The 16,846-nt window shown below is 69.4% G+C and carries 13 protein-coding genes; 3 read left to right on the top strand and 10 right to left on the bottom strand.

The genetic code is table 11. The features are described from left to right. Window positions 1-177: 177 nt before the first annotated feature. The 9 genes from OG338_RS11720 to OG338_RS11680 form a co-directional block, all read right to left on the bottom strand. Window positions 178-1,044 carry a menaquinone biosynthetic enzyme MqnA/MqnD family protein gene (locus tag OG338_RS11720; protein ID WP_405937271.1) on the bottom strand — a complete coding sequence of 289 codons (867 nt, stop codon included), beginning with the start codon at window positions 1,042-1,044 and terminating at the stop codon, window positions 178-180. Next, on the bottom strand, window positions 1,041-1,856 hold the full coding sequence (locus tag OG338_RS11715) for a class I SAM-dependent methyltransferase (RefSeq protein ID WP_405937270.1): 816 nt from the start codon (window positions 1,854-1,856) through the stop codon (window positions 1,041-1,043). The genes OG338_RS11720 and OG338_RS11715 overlap by 4 nt, the downstream gene beginning before the upstream one ends. Then, window positions 1,853-2,578, bottom strand: a complete 726-nt coding sequence (locus OG338_RS11710) for an SDR family oxidoreductase (RefSeq protein WP_405937269.1) — start codon at window positions 2,576-2,578, stop codon at window positions 1,853-1,855. The genes OG338_RS11715 and OG338_RS11710 overlap by 4 nt, the downstream gene beginning before the upstream one ends. Further along, complete coding sequence (locus OG338_RS11705) at window positions 2,571-3,611, bottom strand: hydrolase (protein ID WP_405937268.1); 1,041 nt, start codon at window positions 3,609-3,611, stop codon at window positions 2,571-2,573. The genes OG338_RS11710 and OG338_RS11705 overlap by 8 nt, the downstream gene beginning before the upstream one ends. Before the next feature lie 117 nt (window positions 3,612-3,728). Then, complete coding sequence (locus OG338_RS11700) at window positions 3,729-4,556, bottom strand: cyclase family protein (protein ID WP_405937267.1); 828 nt, start codon at window positions 4,554-4,556, stop codon at window positions 3,729-3,731. A gap of 108 nt (window positions 4,557-4,664) precedes the next feature. Further along, a complete protein-coding gene (locus OG338_RS11695) occupies window positions 4,665-4,970 on the bottom strand; it encodes a putative quinol monooxygenase (protein WP_405937266.1) in 306 nt (101 codons plus the stop codon). Between the two features lie 28 nt (window positions 4,971-4,998). After that, complete coding sequence (locus OG338_RS11690) at window positions 4,999-6,198, bottom strand: MFS transporter (protein WP_405937265.1); 1,200 nt, start codon at window positions 6,196-6,198, stop codon at window positions 4,999-5,001. A gap of 264 nt (window positions 6,199-6,462) precedes the next feature. Further along, complete coding sequence (locus OG338_RS11685) at window positions 6,463-7,092, bottom strand: TetR/AcrR family transcriptional regulator (RefSeq protein WP_405937264.1); 630 nt, start codon at window positions 7,090-7,092, stop codon at window positions 6,463-6,465. Between the two features lie 198 nt (window positions 7,093-7,290). Beyond that, window positions 7,291-11,187 (bottom strand): type I polyketide synthase, encoded by a 3,897-nt coding sequence (locus tag OG338_RS11680; RefSeq protein WP_405937263.1) that lies wholly within the window; start codon window positions 11,185-11,187, stop codon window positions 7,291-7,293. 512 nt (window positions 11,188-11,699) lie between these two features. On the opposite strand from OG338_RS11680, the gene OG338_RS11675 reads away from it, so the two are divergent. Further along, on the top strand, window positions 11,700-12,824 hold the full coding sequence (locus OG338_RS11675) for a hypothetical protein (protein ID WP_405937262.1): 1,125 nt from the start codon (window positions 11,700-11,702) through the stop codon (window positions 12,822-12,824). A 52-nt stretch (window positions 12,825-12,876) separates the two neighbouring features. Further along, window positions 12,877-13,707, top strand: coding sequence for an alcohol dehydrogenase (locus tag OG338_RS11670; protein WP_405937261.1), 831 nt, complete (start codon window positions 12,877-12,879; stop codon window positions 13,705-13,707). A 52-nt stretch (window positions 13,708-13,759) separates the two neighbouring features. Here the strand turns inward: OG338_RS11670 and OG338_RS11665 are convergent, their stop codons facing one another. After that, window positions 13,760-15,307: an FAD-dependent monooxygenase gene (locus OG338_RS11665; RefSeq protein WP_405937260.1), complete on the bottom strand. Its 1,548-nt coding sequence runs from the start codon at window positions 15,305-15,307 to the stop codon at window positions 13,760-13,762. A gap of 412 nt (window positions 15,308-15,719) precedes the next feature. Here OG338_RS11665 and OG338_RS11660 point away from each other — a divergent pair, with 412 nt between their 5' ends. Beyond that, window positions 15,720-16,787: an aldo/keto reductase gene (locus OG338_RS11660; RefSeq protein ID WP_405937259.1), complete on the top strand. Its 1,068-nt coding sequence runs from the start codon at window positions 15,720-15,722 to the stop codon at window positions 16,785-16,787. Window positions 16,788-16,846: the final 59 nt, after the last annotated feature.

The raw sequence follows: 16,846 nt of genomic DNA, 5'->3' as shown, positions 1-16,846 counted from the left end.
GCGTCAGCCCCCGGGTTCCCGGGAGGCACCGGGCGCCCAGTGCGGCGAGGTGGCGGAGAGCGACCGCCCCCGCCTGCCCCGCGGCCGTGCCGGTGACCGTGACACCGGCCAGTGGGGGGCCGAGCGGGTCACGAGCCCGCGTGGGCCGGGTGCCCGGGTCGACGGCAGGTGCCGTGCTCATACGTCGCTCCCTACCGGTCGGGCGGCCTCCAGGAACGAGAACGGCTGGTGCACGGGGACCGCGCCCCGTTCGCCGACGAGCCGGGCGAACGCGCGCATGCCGTCCAGGTGGCGTGCCGTCAGGTTGAACGACAGGTGCCGGAAGTAATCGGCTGCCTGGTGTGGTGCGACGGTGGTGCCGAGCATGGTGGCATCCCTTGCGACGGCGTCGAGGTGGGCTTCGCTGTGGGCGCGTGCGAGTCGGAGGCCCCGGGCCAGTTCGTCGACCGCGCCGGGACGGCGCTCGGCGTACTCCCGGCGCACCGCCCAGACCGCGAACACCATGGGGTGCCCGGTCCACTCCTTCCACAGCGCACCGGTGTCATGGACGTCGAGGCCGAGGCGGGGTCCGTCCAGATACGTACGCAGGGCCACATCGCCGATGAGTACACCGGCATCGGCATGGCGCATCATGGCGGGCAGTGTCGGGGCGCACGAGGTGTAGCGGGGGCGTACTCCCAGGCGCTCCTCCAGCAGCAGCTGGGCCAGGAGCACCGTGGTCCGGCTTGTCGTGCCCAGGCCCACCGGGCGCTCGTGCAGGTCCCGCAACGGCACCTTGCTGACGATGTTGCAGGAGAGCACCGGTCCGTCGCAGCCGATGGCGAGTCCGGGGAGCAGGAGCAGGTCTTCGCTGTGCCGGAGATATTCGGCCACGGTGATCGGGCCCATGTCGAGCCGGCCCGCCACGAGATCGTCGCTCAGCCTGTCCGGTGTGTCGATGTGCAGTGCGACGCCGGGAAGAATTCCCGTCCTGCGCAGTGACCACAGGAGCGGGTAGCTGTTCAGGAACGAGATGTGACCGAGGCGGGGCCGGACGGCGGTCATTTCCGGCCCCACGCCTGGGTGAGGGCGGGTGCCAAGTCCCAGAAGTCCGGATCCTCCGTCGACTTGGTGAAGTCCTCGTACTCCGCTGCGGACAGGTATCCCTTGTCCAGGAGCTGCTGTTTCGACATGTCCACGGTGAGCCGCCAGAAGCGGGCGAGCTCGGAACCGCCGCGGATGTGCTGGGTGAACGTCTTCGCGCCGAGCCCCCGCAAACCGTAAGGGCCGAGGCTGGCGGGGTAGTTGCGGGCCCACCTGCTGTCCGTACCGATGGTGTCCCGCACCAGGTCGCCCCACCGGAGCATGGCCTTGCGGTATGCGGCGTTCGGGGAACTGTCGAGGGGGAACCACGAGAACGACTCGACCATCAGCACACCGCCCGGACGCAGCCACCTGACGACGCGCTTCAGCACCTGGTCCCGCTCGGGGAGGTGGTTGAGCACGAACCGTGCGTGCACGAGGTCGAAGGACTCGTCCGGGAAGGTGTCCCGTGTGACGTCGTGGACCATGGGCAGGAGATTGGCCCGCCGGCCGGCTTCGAGCGCTGAGACGTCGAGATCGGTGGCCACGACCACTGACGAGGTGGCCTGTCCGCACAGCCAGCGCGCCATGGAGCCGCCCCCGGCCCCGATTTCGAGACACCGTGTGCCCGGGTGCACGCCGATCTCCGTCAACGCCTTGGTGGAGTAGGGGTCGAAGACCTCCCCCAGCAGCCTCAGCCTCTGACGCTCCGGCGTGTCCCGGACGAAGAGGGTCTCACCGTAGAGTTCCCTCGGAGTTCCGGCCGCAGGGGCGGCGTTCGGCGCGCCGCTCACCAGGCCACCGGTCCGTCCTCGTCGAAGAATCCGCCGGTCGGTCCGTCCTTGTCCAGCGTGGCCAGGGTCACGACCACGCGCGCACCCTCCTCGACGGTGCGGGTGCCCTGGTGGTCGTTCAGGTCGGTCGCCACGTAGCCGGGTGTCGCGGAGTTGACCTTCAGGGGAGTTCCGGCGAATTCGCGGGCGTAGTGCAACGTCAGCGAGTTGAGGGCCGCTTTCGAGGAGTTGTACGCGAGCAGCGCGCGGTGCGGGATCGTGAGGTCCGCCGCCTTGGCCAGTGAGCCTAGCCGGCTGGAGAGGTTGACCACCCGGCCGGCGTCCGACGCACGCAGGAGAGGCAGCATGGCATGGGTGGTGGAGATGACGCCGAACACGTTGGTGCGGTAGATCCGCTCGGCGAGAGCGGACGTCGTCGCGCTCGGAGCGATGTCGTCCTCGACGACGCCCGCGTTGTTGACGAGCACGTCGAGCCGGCCGAATTCGCGTGCTACGTGCTCGGCGGCCGCTGAGACGGATGCCTCGTCGGTGACGTCGAGCTGAACGAAGTGGGCGTCGATACCGGACTGCCGCAGCTCCTCCACGGTCTGCGTACCCCGGGAACGGTCACGGGCGCTTGCGAGCACGGTCATGCCCCGGAGCCCCAGCCGGCGTGCCACTTCGCGGCCCAGCCCCTTGTTGGCTCCCGTGACCAGTGCATAGGTCCGCTCTGTGTCACTCACAATGGCTCCTTGCGTCTCGACGGACGCCGTGCGGCGCCCTCGGGGGTTTGATCAACTCGTCTGTGTAGGAGCGGCCGGCGGCTTCGAAGCCGAGGAGTGCGTGCCCGGCCGCGGTGGTGATGTCGCGCCATGGGCGCTGAAAGCGGGGTTCCGCCTGTCCGCTGGTGCCGATCAGCCTGTACAGGCGGCCCACGGATGCGGAGATCAGGTCGGTCGCCAAGGCCGCGTCCCGGGCGTTGCGTACGACGTCGAAGCGGCCGGCGCAACCGCTGTCGGCGACAGCGGCCGCCCGGTCCATGAGCAGCCGCGCGGCATCCACTTCGCCCAGGGACCGGGCGAGCGCGATGCGCGTGGCGTCCGTGGCTGTCCTTCCGGCGGTCTCCGCCTTCCGGACCCGGTCCGCCCAGGCCGACAGGGCCGCGGTCGCGGCTCCCAGCGCCGGTGCCACGAAACACAGGGGGGTCACCGCTCTGGACGGTGCGGCCAGCCAGGGGTGTTCCGAGGCCGTACCGGTGCCGGCCGTCAGCTGGGGGAAGGACAGCTCCTCCGGTACGAAGACCTCGTTGGTCCCGACCGTGTCACTGCCCGTACCCCGCATACCCGGGGCCGACCAGGTGCCGGTGAGTTCGTACTGGTGCCGGGGAACAGCGAAGAACCTCGTGTGTCCGGTGCCGTCCCCGGTCACCTGCGCGGCGAGCAGTGCCCAGTGGGAGAAGGAGGCCCCGCTGACGTACTGCCAGCTCCCGGAGAGAATCCAGCCTCCTGGTGCCGGCAGGGCTCGTCCGGTGGGGGCCACCGCGCCGACCAGACGGACGTCCGCGCGGTGGCCCCAGATTCTCCGTTGCCCTGCGTGGGGCAGGAACCCGGCGAGCCGGCCGAAGTTGGCGAAGACCGCCGCGACCCATGCGGCGGACGTGCAGCCTTCACCAACGGCCGCGACCGCGGTGACCAGGGTGGAGAAGGTCCCGCCGGCACCACCCCATCCGGGTGGCGTGAAGAGCTGGGGGAAGCCGGCGTCCGTCAGTGCCGCCACGGTCTCCGGCGCGAGCCGGCCGTTGAGGTCCGCGGCATCCGCCCCTTGGGCGGCGGCTGAAAGAGCGTGGTGCAGTTCAGTACTCGGGCACATGGTCGCGGGGGCCTGTCAGCGGTTTTAGTGGATGCCGAACACACGGCAGGGCCCGGCAAAGCCCTTGCGGTGTTTGATGAGTCCGACGACAGCGGTGGCGCCGAGCTCGGGAACGGTGGCCAGGTTCGCGATGTTCTCCACCCCGTAGCGCATGTCTCCCAGGATGATGCGGTGTGCTCCCGGGTCGTCCACCTGGAGGTTCTTCGAGGCGTCGAGGCTGGGGGTGTCGGTGCCGGCGGCGACGATCGAACGCTCGGCGACCAGCATCTCCGCCGCGTCGAAACCCAGGCCGGGGAAGTGCGGCACGCCTGCGGAGTCCCGGTTGATGTAGGCACCGGGGGTGTTGATCCGGTCGCACCATCCCGAGTCCATGACGACCAGGGCGCCCTGGGGAATCCGGCCGTACCGGCTCTCCCACTTGAGGATGTCGTCCGCGGTGAGCGTGGCGTCGTGATCCTTCGCGACGCGGTCCGCTATACGGATGACGCAGAGCGGGGCGATGAAGCGGTCGATCGGGATCTCATCGGTGTACATCGGCCCGTCTTCGAGGTGCGCGGGGCCGTCCACATGGGTGCCGGTGTGCTCGTCGATCTCCAGCTTGTTGGCGTTGAAGCCCTCGCCGGCGACATCCGCGAAGTGGTCGATGTTCGGCTTGAGGACGATCGGCTCCAGAACGGGGAAGTCGTTGCCGAAGGTGTGCGTGAGATCGCTGACCCGGCTCCCCCTGATGAGGGGAGTGGCGCTGCTGGTCCGTCCGCCCGTCTGCTGCTGGTCCTGGGAGTCGGCGGAGTGATCGGAGCAGCTGTGGCCGGCTTCTCCGTACACCTGCTCCATGACCTTGGGGCTGCACATAACAAGCGTCTCCTTGGGAAGTGAGGGGCGGATAGAGGGGCGGCGGCCGGCCGGAGCGAAAGGCTTCGTGGCGCCTTCGGCTTCGGCCGACCGCCGATGCCGAGCGGGTCAGGACGCGGTGGGGTCCACGATCCGGGTGCCGCGGATCAGCCATGTGGGGCCCTCGGCGATGTGCCCGATCCGCTCGAAGAACTTGGCGAAGTGCGGACCGGCCGCGTGCTTGTCGAAGGCGGCCGCGTCGTCGTACACCTCGTCCAGGTAGAAGCGGTTGGGGTCGTTCTCGTCCACCACCAGCTCGAACCGCTGGGTGAACGGCTCGTCCACCGCGGAGTCCCGTGCGTCCGCGTGACAGGCGGCGATGAACTCGTCGCGCCGGTCGGCCTGTACATCGAAGGCAACGGCAACGTGATACATGAGTTTCTCCTTGAGAGGGGAGGAGTGATCAGTCGACGAGCGCGGGCGGCTGGGTCGTCTGCCGGCTCGGGGTACTGGTCTGACGGGAACGCGGGCGCACGGCCTTGTCGCGGCTGGAGCGCAGGCCGAGGACCAGTTCGGGCAGCGTGAAGGCGGCCAGCAGGACGAGCGAGACCGTCCAGCCGTCGGTGGCGCCGTGCAGCAGGCCCAGCAGAAGCGGCCCCGCGATACCGCCGACGAGGTAGCCGATGGTCTGCACCATGCCCGAGAGCTGGGCCGCGACCTGAGGACTGGGCGACCGAAGCCCGATCAGGGTGAGGGCCATGGCGTGTCCGGCCCCCAGGGTGATGCCCAGGATCGCGACCCACAGGGCGGCGATACCCGGCAGCCAGAGCAGACCCAGCAGGCTGACCGCGCCGGCGACGGCGATGACGGTGACGATGGGGGCGGTTCCCTTGCGCCCGACGAGGATCGGGGCGAAGAGCGCTCCCGGCACGCTCACCAGCATGGCCACGGACAGCAGCGCACCGGAGGTGGCGTTGCTGTATCCCAGGTCGGCGAGGATCGTGGGCAGCCACCCCAGCGCCGTGAAGTAGGCCAGTGCGCGCAGCGCCAGGTAGCCGGTGACCTGCCATGCCATGGCGTCGCCCAGCAGGGACCCGCCGGCCGTGGAACCGGTGGCGGGAGCGGGGCGTTCGCTGCGGCGCGCGAGGGGAAGCCACACGATGAGGCCGAGCGCGGCGGGGATGACCCACAGGGCGAGGGAGCCGCTCCAGCTGTCGGTGGCGTTGCGAAGCGGGACGGCCACGCCCGCCGCCAGTGCGGCGCCCGCGCTGAGCACCGCGGTGCCGATGCCGGTGTACAGGCGCACGCGGTCGGGGAAGACGCTCTTGATGACGGCCGGCATCAGCACGTTGCCGATGGCGAGTCCGGCGCCGGCCAGAGTGGTGCCGAGGAACAGTGCCCAGGCGGCCTCGTCGAGCCGGACGAGAATCCCGGCGATCAGGAAGAGGAAGCCCAGCACCAGGGCGCGGGGGGTGCCCATGCGGCGGGACAGAGCGGGAGACACCGCGGCGAAGATGCCCAGGCACACGACCGGCAGTGTGGTGAGCACGCTCACCGCCGAGTCGGACAGCCCAACGGACTCCTGAATGTCGTCGAGTAGGGGGGAAACGCTGCCGATGGCGGGCCGCAGGTTGAGGGCCAGCAGGGTCAGCCCCACAGTCATGGCCACTGCGCTCGGACGGGCGCCTGAACGGTGGTCGGACACGGAGCTCCTCCTTGTCTGAGGTGTATGGATTCGATCGGTTGAACGCTCCCTGAGGACTGTAAGATGTCTTATGTACCGCAGTCAATCTATGGACCGCAATGGACAGTGGGTTGGCTGAGAACTTACCCCCATCCGAGTGCTGGGAAAGGGGGCGGGAACCACGGAGCCCCGGGTGACGTTTACGTCGCCCGGGGCTCCGGAGGTCGCGCGGAGCGCGCCGGCTCAGTCGGAGAGGAGTCCGCTTATCAGCACGTTGCAGGCGGCCTTCAGCTCGGCTTCCAGGTCGCCCTGGTCGGCGGGCTTGTGGGCCCAGCGGAACAGGGTGCCGAGGTAGATGTCCCGCAGCAGCTGGCCCGCCAGCTGGGTGTCGATGCTCTGCGGGATCTCGCCGCCCTTCTGGCCCTCCTTGATGAAGTGGCTGAACATGTGCGCGGTGTGCGGCTCTTCGTGCAAGGGCGCTCCCGAGCGCACCCAGGCCGTCAGCAGGGCTCTGGTCTGGGCCGAGCTGGCAAGTGTGATCTGCGCGAGGATGCTCATACAGCGCAACAGGGTGTGGCGGACGTCGACGCCCTCGCGGTTCTCAAGCCCTTCGGAGGTCAGGCCCTCGCGCAACCGGACGCGCCGTCGCTCGCTCCACTCGCCGATGATGTCTTCCTTGCGCTGGAAGTGGTTGAAGAAGGTACCGCGCGCCACGTCGGCCCGTTCGGTGATCTCTTCGACCGTGGTCTGGTCGTAGCCCTGCTGGGTGAACAGCTCCAGGGCGGCTTCGTAGATGCCGTTCTTGACGCGCATCTTGTTGCGTTCCCGGCGCCCCTGCGGTTGCGCCGTAGCGGGAGAAATCGTCTCGACCATCTTGAACTCCAGTAGCGCGCGGGGGGCGGGGTGCGCGGGTCCGGCTACCGCGGGTCGCGGTGTCGCGGGGCAGCCGGACCGTGCACGTACAGCATGCTCACTTGTATCACGATCCATGAATGACGAGCAGTGCAGCTTTGTTCTAGAGTTTACCAAGGAGGGATGCGCTCATGCCTCGTCACCTGGGGTGATTCGAACTCAGGGAGTGGGCTGGAGGGAGTTCACCTCTGAGACCAGGTCTCTCAGGGCGCTGTCGCTCAACAGGCGGGAGAGCGAGATGTCTCGATCGGTGGCGCTCCGGAAGCTGATGCGCAGTTTCGCCGCGCTCAGGGAGTCGATCCCGTAGTCCCGGAGGGACCGGCGCAGGTCCAGCCGTTCGGAGGGGACCCCCAGCACCTGCGAAGCCTGGGTCAGGAACAGGGCGCCCGTGTCCCCGGGCGCACTGGCCGGCAGCGGCTCGTCGTTGGCGCGCTGGGCGGGAATCGCGCCCAGCGAACCGGTCGGCCCGCTCTCCGGCATTCCCGCGGAGCGGGTCGCCGGTGCGGTGAACCCGGCCACCGCTCGCGGGCGGCGTGGTCGTACGGGGTGCGGCCTCCGCAACGTACGAGCGGACGACACCAGTCGTCGGACAGACCTGCGGACCGTGTTTGAAAAAACGTCTCTGCTGAGGGCTCCCCCAAGGGGTACGGGTTCGACGCGGCGCAGCTCGACGCCTGCGAAGTCGGCCACCCGCCGGCCCTGCGAATCGAGCACCGACACATGGCCCACGGCAGTCCGGCCGGAGTCCTTGGTGGTCACCAGCGCGCGTACCCAGACCTCACCCGTGAGAGGGCGATGGAACCGGACGCGCCCGAAGGAGGCGACGACGTACGCGTCGTTCGCCGTGCAGGAGAGGAGCACCAGCAGGCAGCTCTCCCATGCGGCGTGCGGTGAGCCGTGGGGGCTTCGGACGAGGGCGACGGCCTCGCCGTCCCGGCGCCACAGGCGTTGCAGGGTCTGCACCCGGGAACCGATGGTGTACCCACGACCGACGAGGTCTTCCGCGAACTGCGCCGATGTGCGCGGAGTCTGGCACCGGGCGAGGGCGGCATCCAGCTGCCGTAACGACTGCTGCTGGTCGGGGGCTTGTCCGTCCTCGACGTGGACGTCGGCAGCCAGGGCCGTCCGCCCGGCGTCATGCGCCGGGTGAACCGTGGCCGTCATCCTGCTGCCTGTGGTCCTCACCCGGACCCGCAGGGTCGTTTCGCCCTCCCCGGACGGTCCGACCACCTCCTTGACCTCCGCCCGTTCCAGCGTGACCGTGCCCGCGCCGGCCGTGGTGCTCACCGCTTCGTGAAGTGCGGCGAGATGAACCACCGGGGGAATGGCTTCGAGGCCGTGCAGGGCCACCGTCGCGTCCGTGAGGTCCATGGTGATGTCGGTGATCCGGCTGCCGGCTTCGTCCGGAGTGCGGGGGGCGGCTGCTTCACGACGGAGGACTTCGCGGTCCCACGCGTACCGCGGCAGAGCCACCTGCCGCGCCTTCCCCCTGAACCAGCGTTCCCAGTCGACCTTCCCGCCCATGGCGAAGAAGGCGCCCAGGGACCGGGCCAGGGCAAGAGACTCGTCCCGCGATTCACGCGTGGTGGAGGCGACGGCACAGGATGCGGCACCCGCCTCCCGCGCGATGTCATCGATCGCCATCTGGAGAACGGCATGGGGACTGACCTCGACGAAGGCGTTGTCCCCCTCCTTCACCAGGCGCCGGATGCCGTCGAGGAACCGTACGGGCTGCCGCAGATTCTCCATCCAGTACCCGGCGTTCAGCTCGGCCCCCGCGAGCAGGGCGTCGCGGGCGGTGGAGTAGAGCGGAACCGCACCGTCACCGGGCCTGAGTCCCGCCAGCGCGGCGAGCAGGTCGTCGCGGAGCGGATCCATGGCGGGCGAGTGGGACGCCACATTGACGCGGACGATCCGGTGGAAGACACCGACCTCGTCCAGGCGCCGGCCGATGCGGCGCAGGGCCGCGGCATCGCCGGCCAGGATCGTGGACGACGGCGCGTTCTCGGCCGCGACGCATACGTCCTTCTCGGCGTCGATGAAGTCCCGGGCCTGCTCGGCGGACACCTCCACCGACATCATCGCTCCCTGCCCCACGGTGCGACGCATCAGCGTGCTCCGCCGGCAGATGACCGCGGCGGCGTCCGCCGGTGACAGCGCACCGGTCACGGCCGCAGCCGCCACCTCTCCCATGCTGTGGCCGACGCACACCGCCGGATCGACGCCCATGTCCTGCCATGTGGCGGCAAGCGCCACTTCCATGGCCCACAGGATCGGCTGGACCTCGGCGATGTCGTCACCGATGGTCCCGTCGGTGAGCGACTTCGTCACCGAAAGGCCCGTCTCGGCCCGGACGATCGCGTCGCATGCGGCGATCGCCGCCTTGAACGCCGGGGTGGAGCTCAACAGGGACTGCCCCATGCCGGCCCATTGCGATCCCTGCCCGGGGAACACGAACACCGTGCGTTTGCCGGATCCGAAACCCGCTTCGCCCAGGCCCGCCCGGTCGGTGTCCCCGTCCTGGGCCAACGTCCGGAGGGCCTGTGCCATCTCGTCGTGATCGGCGCCCGTGGCCCACAGCCGGTACGGGTGCGCGTCGCGATGGAGCGCGGCCGTCGCGCAGACGTCCCACAACGGCAGCTCGTTGCCGGGACCGCCCGGCGAGAGATGGGCGGCGTAGTCGCCCGCCAGGCGAAGGAGCGCCGCGCGGGACCGTGCGCTGAGCACGAGCAGATGCGTGGGCCTGTCCGGGGGGAGTTCCGTGCGGTCGTGCGGCATGCCCGCTTCCCCGGGCGCGGCCGCGGCGACGACGACATGGGCGTTGGTTCCGGACAGCCCGAAGGAACTGACTCCGACGAGAGCGCGCTTGCCTCCGGCGGCCGGCGCCTCGTTGTGAGCCACGACCTGTACCGCGCCGCCCGCGTCGGCCACCGCGGGCTGAGGGTCCCGGAAGTGCAGCGAGCCGGGAATGACCCCGTGGTGGGCGATCAGGACCGCCTTGATCAACCCGGCTATTCCGGCGGCCGCTTCGGTGTGTCCGATGTTGGACTTCACCGACCCCGTCCTGAGCGGGCCGTGCTGTGGGCCGCGCCTCCGGGCGATGGTGGCCAGAGCGCGCAGCTCCACCGCGTCACCGACCGGCGTCCCCGTGCCATGGGCCTCGATGTAGTCGAGCTCCTCCGGGGTGACGCCCGCGGCCCTGCACGCCCTCTCCACCAAGGTGACCTGGCCCGACTCCGCGGGCTTGATCAGGGACCCGCTGTCGCGCCCGTCATTGGTGACCGCGCTTCCCTTGAGCAGCGCCAGGACCGGATATCCGGCCCTCTCGGCATCGGCCAGCCGGGCCAGGACCACTACGCCGATGCCCTCGCTGCGCACGAAGCCGTTGGCGGCGCTGTCCCCGAACTTGCAGCGTCCCTCCGGCGAGAGCATCGCGGCCTGTGAGTAGGCCACCGCGTCGAGCGGCGACAGGATGAGATTGACGCCACCGGCGATGGCGAGATCGGTTTCCCCCGCGAGCAGCCCCTGTCGTGCCATGTGCACGGCTACCAGCGAGGAGGAGCAGGCGGTGTCGACCGTCAGGCTGGGCCCACGGAGATCCAGGTCGTAGGAGACGCGCCCGGAGCCCATGGCCCGGATGTGGCTTCCGGTGGCTTCGCGCAGGTCATGGGTCTCGACGCGGCTTTCGTGCGCGTAGTCGGCCGTGGCCTGGCCTATGTACACGCCCGCGGTCGTTCCCGCGAGCGCACTCGGGCGGATGCCCGCACCTTCGAGGGCCTCTCGCACCACCGGGAGCAGGAGCCGGTGCTGGGGATCCATGCTGGCCGCTTCGGCCGGAGAGATTCCGAAGAACCCCGGGTCGAAGGCGAAGGGGTCGTTCAGGAAGCCGCCGTACCGGCTCACCGTCCGTCCGGGCGTCCCCGGTTGAGGCGCGTAGACGGCCTCGACGTCGAAGCGCTCGGGCGGGATGGGCGTGATGCAGTCCTTGTTCCCGACAAGGTTGGACCAGTACTCCTCAACGCTCTCGGCTTGGGGGAACCGGCATCCGATCCCCACTACGGCGATGGTCGTACCTTCTCTGCCTACGCCCACGTCAAAGCCCCTCACGGATTCCGGGTGTTGGAGAAGAACACGCAGGCGGTGCCGCCCCGGCAGCGCCAGCAAGGGGAGCGTAGTTCAAAACTAGACTGCGAGCTAGTATTAGTTTCCAATGCAATGATTGACTCTAAATCAGCCACATGGCGCAATCGCGCGTCACGGTGCGCATGCGAGGGAAACGGTGTGCACGCGAGGTGAAGTGGCGTGCGCGAGGGAAGTTGTCTCGCGGTGAAAACTAATACTCTAGACTAACTACCGACTGCGGTCGTAAGGTGCGCTAGAGTCAACATATGCTCGAGTCGTGGCACCTCGTTGCGGTTCGGCTGTTCGAGCGAGGAGGGTGAGCCCCGATGGTTTCGCGCACAGCCCGCCCAATGCCCCTGTTGAGCAGCACTCCCATATCCCGGGAGCGCGCCGGCGCCATGGGGTCGCAAGGAGCGCGCTCTCCGGCGTCTCCACTGGAAGACCTGGTGCGACGTGCCGGCCGGCTGCCCTCGTTGGCGGCGAAGTACGAGCGCTTCACCTCGCGTGGGGCATACGCGTTGCAGGACCTGCCCGTGCTGACCCAGGAGGAGTTGGCGACGGCGACCCAGGACGCGATCGCCCTTCGTGGGGATCCGGGCCTGCTCTGGGCGCACGGCGGGACACTGGAGACGCCCGGCCTGAGCCTCTTACCGGAGGGAATGTTCGCCTCCGAGATCCATTCCGCCTGGAATCCGCTCGGCCCTCAGGACGTCGTGGCCAACCTCCATCCGTCCGGCCGGCTTCGCCCGGACCACTACTTCTTCAACCGCTTCGCCGGACTGGCGGGGGCCACCGTGCTCCCCATTGGTGATCTGCCGGAGGGTGATGCCGACGAGTGGCTGACCTTTCTCGCCAGACAAGGGGTGACCGCACTGGCGGTGCCGCCTCAGACCTTGGCGCGCCTGCTCAGCGGCGTTGCGGCGGGGAGGCCGATCCCCTGGCTGCGCACGCTGCTTCTGGGAGGGGCGACCCACGACAGCACGCCCGAGGCCCTTCTGGCCGAGCACTTCCCCTACACCGACGTCTGGCGCCTGTACGGCACGCCGACATCATGGGTGATCGGCCAGCACGGTCCGCAGTGCCTGGCGGGCGTCTACCATCCGTTGCCGCACCAACTGGTCGAGGTGGTCGACGGCCGGGTGCTGCTCACCACGCTCAGCTCCGCGCGGACCCCTCCGCTGATCCGGTACGAGACCCGGGAACGCGCCGAGGTCGGGCGCTGCTCCTGTGATCGCGGCGGCCCCGCCCTCCGGGTGCTCGGTCCCACCCCGCCCTGCTTCCGCTTCCACGGACGCACCATCGACGCCCGGGAGCTGGTCGCTCTGGCGACGGCATGCGAGGAGGTCGCGGAGGCTCAGGTGACCGTCACTCCGGAGCAGTGCATCCAGCTGCGGGCCCGTCTGGTCCCGGATGCCGTCGACGACCAGCACAGCCTGGCCTGGGTCAGGTTCCAGGTTCTCGGACACCATCTCGTGCTCGCCGACTGTGTCGCCGAGCATCCGGAGTCCTTCGAGGTCGTCTCAGTGGACGAATCAGTCGGCGCGTTCCCCCTGGCCATCGGGGAGTTCTGAAGTGCCGGACGCGTCATCAGTGAAAGACACCGTACGCACGAGAGGAAAAACCATGTCCGACCAGCTCAGCAGCACCATGAAGGATGCGATCACGGCGCAGGCCGAGGACGAGATACTCGTCGCGGTGCGTGCGGTGGCTCCTGAACCCGACGAGATGATCAAGGCCGAGCCGCTGCCGGAGGGGTGGATCGCCGGCTGGGATGTGGCGGGAGTGGTCATGCGGGCCGCGCCCGAGGGTTTCAGCCCTCAGCCGGGTGACCGTGTCGTCGGTGTCGCGACCGGAACGCAGTGGGCCTCGTGCATGGCGCTGCCCACGGAGTACGCCACGGTGCTGCCCGACTACGTGAGCTTCGAGCAGGCGGCGGCCTTGCGCGTCGCCGTGCTCACGGCTCTGCGCCTGGTCCGCAACGCGGGAGTCATCCGCGACCGGCGGGTGCTGGTCACGGGCGCCGGGGTGGGGATCGGCCGGCTCCTCGTAGAGCTTCTGTCCGCGCTGAACGCCGAGGTCACTGCCGTGGTCACCGACCACGAGCAAGCCGAGCAGGCCGTCGGGCTGGGAGCGGCGCGAGCCATGACGGACACCGCCGCCGTCGCGGGCTCCTTCGACATCGTCTACGAGGCGGCCGAAGGCGTCTTCGCGGCAGCGGAGAGGGGCATCATGGCGGACGGCGGCGCCGTCTATCTCTACGAGAGCTTCGCCGCCCACCCGGAGGACATCGGCTTCTTCCGGTTCTTCGGTGGCCCGGAGCAGGCCGGGCTGCGGCATTTCGTCTTCCGTACGGCAACTCCGGAAGACCGTGGCCTCGCGCAGCTCCTCGACCTGATGACCACGGGCGAGCTGTCGTTCGGATCGCCCCACGACAACACGAAGACCACTGCCTGAGCACACGTGAAGGGGGGTGCGGCTGTGAAGCCGCACCCCCCTTCACGTGTGCTCAGGCAGTGGCGCTCATGTCCACCGGCCCCAGCCACTGGGTCAGTTCCACGCGCAGGCGGTCCAGGTCGGCCGCGTGCCCGTGCGCCGCGATGTGCCCGTCAGGGCGTACGAGGTAATAGCCCTGATGGCGGCATCCCGTCTCCGTACGCGCGGACCTGGCCGACAGATCGACGGCCCGCACCTGAGGCCAGGCGGAGATGAGCGCTCGCGCCTGCTCACGCCAGGCCGCCGCCTCTCCCCGGCAGGTCACCACCAGAGTCCAGCCGGCAGGGCGGTCGCCGGTCCCCATGAAACCGCCGGGAACGGCCAGGGAACGGGGAAAGACCCCGCCGACGGTCAGGCCGCCGGGCAGTCGCGAACGGAGGTGGCACGAGGTCCGCCCGGTCGGCAGCTGCGTCTCCCGCGCGGCCGGGTAGGCGAGCCGGCGCCCCGCCATGACCGGCGCGTAGAGCCGGAACAGCCCGGTGCGTTCGGCGACCCGGAAGGCGGCGTCCCGGGCCACCACCGCCGTCGGGCGCTTGACCAGCCAGCCCCGCGTCTGGATATCGGTGTCCCGCACCACGCGCCGGGCCACCGCGGCGCGCTCGGGCCCATAGGTGCGCAGCACATCGGAGGGAGCCTTGCCTTGCAGGACGGCCGCGATCTTCCACGCGAGGTTGTGGGCGTCCTGGATCCCGGTGTTGAGCCCCTGGCCGCCGGCAGGGCTGTGCACATGTGCCGCGTCACCGACGATGAACACGCGACCGAGCTGGAACTCGTCGGCGTGACGGGCATGGATGCGGAAGTCCGAGACCCAGACGGGGTCCGTCAAGGTGACCCCGCTCGGGCCGCGTTCGTCCACGATCTGCTGCATGCGCTCCACGGTGACCCGCTCACCGGCCGGCAGGCTGCAGAAGAACCTGAACACTCCGTTGGGCAGCGCCACCACCACCAGTGCCCCGGCGGGAGACTGGTAGTAGAGGGCCTGGTCCGGCGGCAGGAAACCCTTGATGTGAGTGTCGACCAGGGCGAAGGAACTCTCGTACGTATTGCCGGCGAAGCCGCCTCCGAGCAGACCCCGGACCGCGCTTCCCGCACCGTCGGCGCCTATCACGAAGCGGGAGCGGGTGCGCTCGATACGTCCGTCCTCGTGTTCGAGCACCGCGGTGACATCCCCGGCCCCCTCTATACGCCCGGAGAAGTCCAGCCCCTCCAGTGTGAGCAGCCGCACCCCTCGCTCCACCTTGGTGCCGAGGCCCTCCATCCGCTCGCGGAGTATCCGCTCGGTCTCGTTCTGAGGAAGGCATACGGGACTGAGGTGCTGCGGGAAGTCGAAGCTGGCCAGGAGCCGGCGTTCGGAGAAGTAGCTGAAGGCGTTGATCTGGGTTCCCGCTTCACGCAGCTCCCCGAGGACGCCGAGGTCTTCGAAGAGGTCGATGCTGCGGGGCCACACCAGCAGGGCCTTCGGGAAGGGGGACGGAGCCGGCGCCAGGTCGATGATGCGCACACGCACACCGCGGCGCAGCAACTCGCAGGCGGCCACCATGCCGCTCGGCCCGGCGCCCACGATCAGAACCTCGTGTGTGTCGGGAGCCGCGGCCTGCGGTCGCGGTGCTGAAGAACTCGGCATGGGGCGGTCCTGCCTCTCATTGACGAATGCCATCAGATGTCTTACGGTCCTATGAGATCGTACATCCGGTCGCCGGGATTCGGCGAGCCAAAGCCGCGAGAAAGGGGATCCGTTCAGGAGCACGCCCCGGGCTCCTGGACCACCGGCTGACGATGTACGCACCCAGAGCCGGGAGTGCCTGGTATCCCCCGTCCCGGGCACTCCCTTCGCCCCATGGGATCCCCGTCTCGCAAGGCCCGCCCCCTCGTTCCTCTGCGGGCCACCGGGCGGGGCGCGAACAGCGTTGTTCGCGCCCCGCCCTCCCCAGCCACGGACAACGAATGCGCACACCAACCGAAAGCAGGCGAAGATGCGATACCGCTACCTGGGAGACACCGGCCTGTCCGTCTCCGAACTGTGCTTCGGCGCCATGACCTTCGGCGGCGGGGCGACCTTCCTGGGCGCCTCCGACCGCAACTGGTCCGAGTTCGGCACCGTCGAGGACGCCAACGTGGCCCGGATGATGGACCAGGCGCTCGACGCTGGCATCAACTTCTTCGACACCGCCGACGTGTACAAGAACGGCAAGGGCGAGGAGTTCTTCGGCCGGACCCTCGGCAAGGTCCGCGACCGCGTGATCATCGGGACCAAGGGGCGGTGGCGCATCACCGACGACCCCAACGACCTCGGCGCCACCCGCCACCACCTGTACGCGGCGGTCGAGAACAGCCTGCGACGGCTGAACACCGACTACATCGACCTGTACCACATCCACGGATTCGACCCGCGCACCTCGCTGGACGAGACGCTGCGCGCCCTGGACGACCTGATCCGGTCCGGCAAGATCCGGTACATCGGAGTGTCCAACTTCGCGGGCTGGCAGCTGATGAAGGCCCTCTCGGTGTCCGAGCGCCGCAACCTCAACCGCTTCATCTGCTACCAGGGGTACTACAACATCGGCGCCCGCGACCTGGAGCGGGAGATCATCCCCCTGGCCGTCGACCAGAACGTCGGCATCACGGCCTGGTCGCCGCTGGCCGGAGGCTTCCTGACGGGCAAGTACCCGCGCGGCGAAGGCCGCCCCGAGGGCAGCCGCCTCGCCCAGCGCACACCGTCCGAGACCACGCCGCTGACCGATGAGGACCAGGCGTACGACATCGTCGACGAGATGGCGAAGATCGCCGCCGACCACGAAGCGACCGTCGCGCAGGTGGCACTGAACTGGGTTCTCGCCAAGCCGGGCATCACCTCCGCCGTGGTCGGCGCCACCAAGCCGCACCAGCTCGCCGACAACCTTCAGGCCATGGAGTGGACCCTGACCGAGGACGAGCTCGCCCGGCTCGACAAGGTGAGCGAGACCACCGCCCCCTACCCCTACTGGCACATCGGCCGCGAGGGGTCCGACCGCAAGCTGCCCGGCGACGTCTATCCGGCCTGAGTTCTCCGTCCGGCCCGACGCACGGGCGGTGACGGTGCCGTGGAGGGGCGATCCGCCGT

The organism is Streptomyces sp. NBC_00726, assembly GCF_045161735.1.
Lineage (GTDB): Bacteria > Actinomycetota > Actinomycetes > Streptomycetales > Streptomycetaceae > Streptomyces.
The sequence above is the reverse complement of the archived record's forward strand: the minus strand, read 5'-3'. Positions and strand labels throughout refer to the sequence as shown.

What these genes read in the sequence shown, in the direction of transcription:
- OG338_RS11690 (WP_405937265.1), bottom strand. Translation starts at nt 6,198, where the DNA reads ATGACTGTGGGGCTGACCCTGCTGGCCCTCAACCTGCGGCCCGCCATC.
- OG338_RS11685 (WP_405937264.1), bottom strand. Translation starts at nt 7,092, where the DNA reads ATGGTCGAGACGATTTCTCCCGCTACGGCGCAACCGCAGGGGCGCCGG.
- OG338_RS11720 (WP_405937271.1), bottom strand. Translation starts at nt 1,044, where the DNA reads ATGACCGCCGTCCGGCCCCGCCTCGGTCACATCTCGTTCCTGAACAGC.
- OG338_RS11700 (WP_405937267.1), bottom strand. Translation starts at nt 4,556, where the DNA reads ATGTGCAGCCCCAAGGTCATGGAGCAGGTGTACGGAGAAGCCGGCCAC.
- OG338_RS11670 (WP_405937261.1), top strand. Translation starts at nt 12,877, where the DNA reads ATGTCCGACCAGCTCAGCAGCACCATGAAGGATGCGATCACGGCGCAG.
- OG338_RS11660 (WP_405937259.1), top strand. Translation starts at nt 15,720, where the DNA reads ATGCGATACCGCTACCTGGGAGACACCGGCCTGTCCGTCTCCGAACTG.
- OG338_RS11695 (WP_405937266.1), bottom strand. Translation starts at nt 4,970, where the DNA reads ATGTATCACGTTGCCGTTGCCTTCGATGTACAGGCCGACCGGCGCGAC.